This window comes from Olleya sp. 1-3, assembly GCF_002836085.1.
GTDB classification, from domain to species: Bacteria; Bacteroidota; Bacteroidia; order Flavobacteriales; family Flavobacteriaceae; genus Olleya; species Olleya namhaensis.
Map to the genome: position 1 here is coordinate 1 of NZ_PJBW01000025.1, position 912 is coordinate 912.

General features: G+C 38.4%; 1 pseudogene. It reads right to left on the minus strand.

What is annotated here, in order from left to right:
- A pseudogene (locus CXF54_RS12885) lies at positions 1-912 on the minus strand (hypothetical protein); the annotation flags it as partial.

Here is a 912-nt window from a genome sequence, read left to right on the forward strand (position 1 = left end):
GTCAAAGCTGGTAAAGTATACGTGTCACAAGCTTCTACATCCATAGGTGAGTCAGCTACTGGTGCTGCATCTATTGTAACTGTAAAACTAGTTTCGTCAAAACAAATATTAGGCGCTGTTCCTGTTTCAGTGTAAATGTACAACGTACTTGTTGCTGTAATATCTGTTCCAGCTGTAACTATAGTCCCTGTTCCATTTGGTCCTCCTGTTGCTGAATAATAGTCATTATTAGTCGATAATACTGGTAATATATACGAAGAACAAGATTGCTCATCAGCAATAACATCTGCTGTTGGAGATGCATTAATAGTTACCACAAAACTACTTTCGTCTGTACAAATATTTGGTGCTGTACCAATTGATTTATAAACGAATAATGTTGTTGTCGTCGTAATATCTGTTCCTGCAGAAACCTCTGTTGCAGAAGCTCCTCCGGTTGCTGTGTGATAAGTATTATTAGCAGTCAAAGCTGGTAAAGTATACGTGTCACAAGCTTCTACATCCATAGGTGAATCGGCTACTGGTGCTACATCTATTGTAACTGTAAAACTGGTTTCGTCAGAACAAATGTTTGGAGTTATTCCTGTTTCAGTGTAAACATACAACGTTGATGTTGCTGTGATATCTGTTCCCGAAGCAATTAAAGTTCCCGTTCCATTAGGTCCTCCTGTTGCTGAATAATAGTCATTATTAGCACTTAATGTTGGTAATGTAAAAGGTCCGCAAGATTGGACGTCACTTATAACATCTGCTGTAGGTGATGTATTAATGGTTACCACAAAACTATCCTCGTCTGTACAATTATTTGGCGCTGTTCCAATTGATTTATAAACGAATAATGTTGTTGTACTTGTAATTATTTCGCCAACAGGCAACTCTGTTGTAGAAGCGCCTCCGGTTGCTGTATGATAG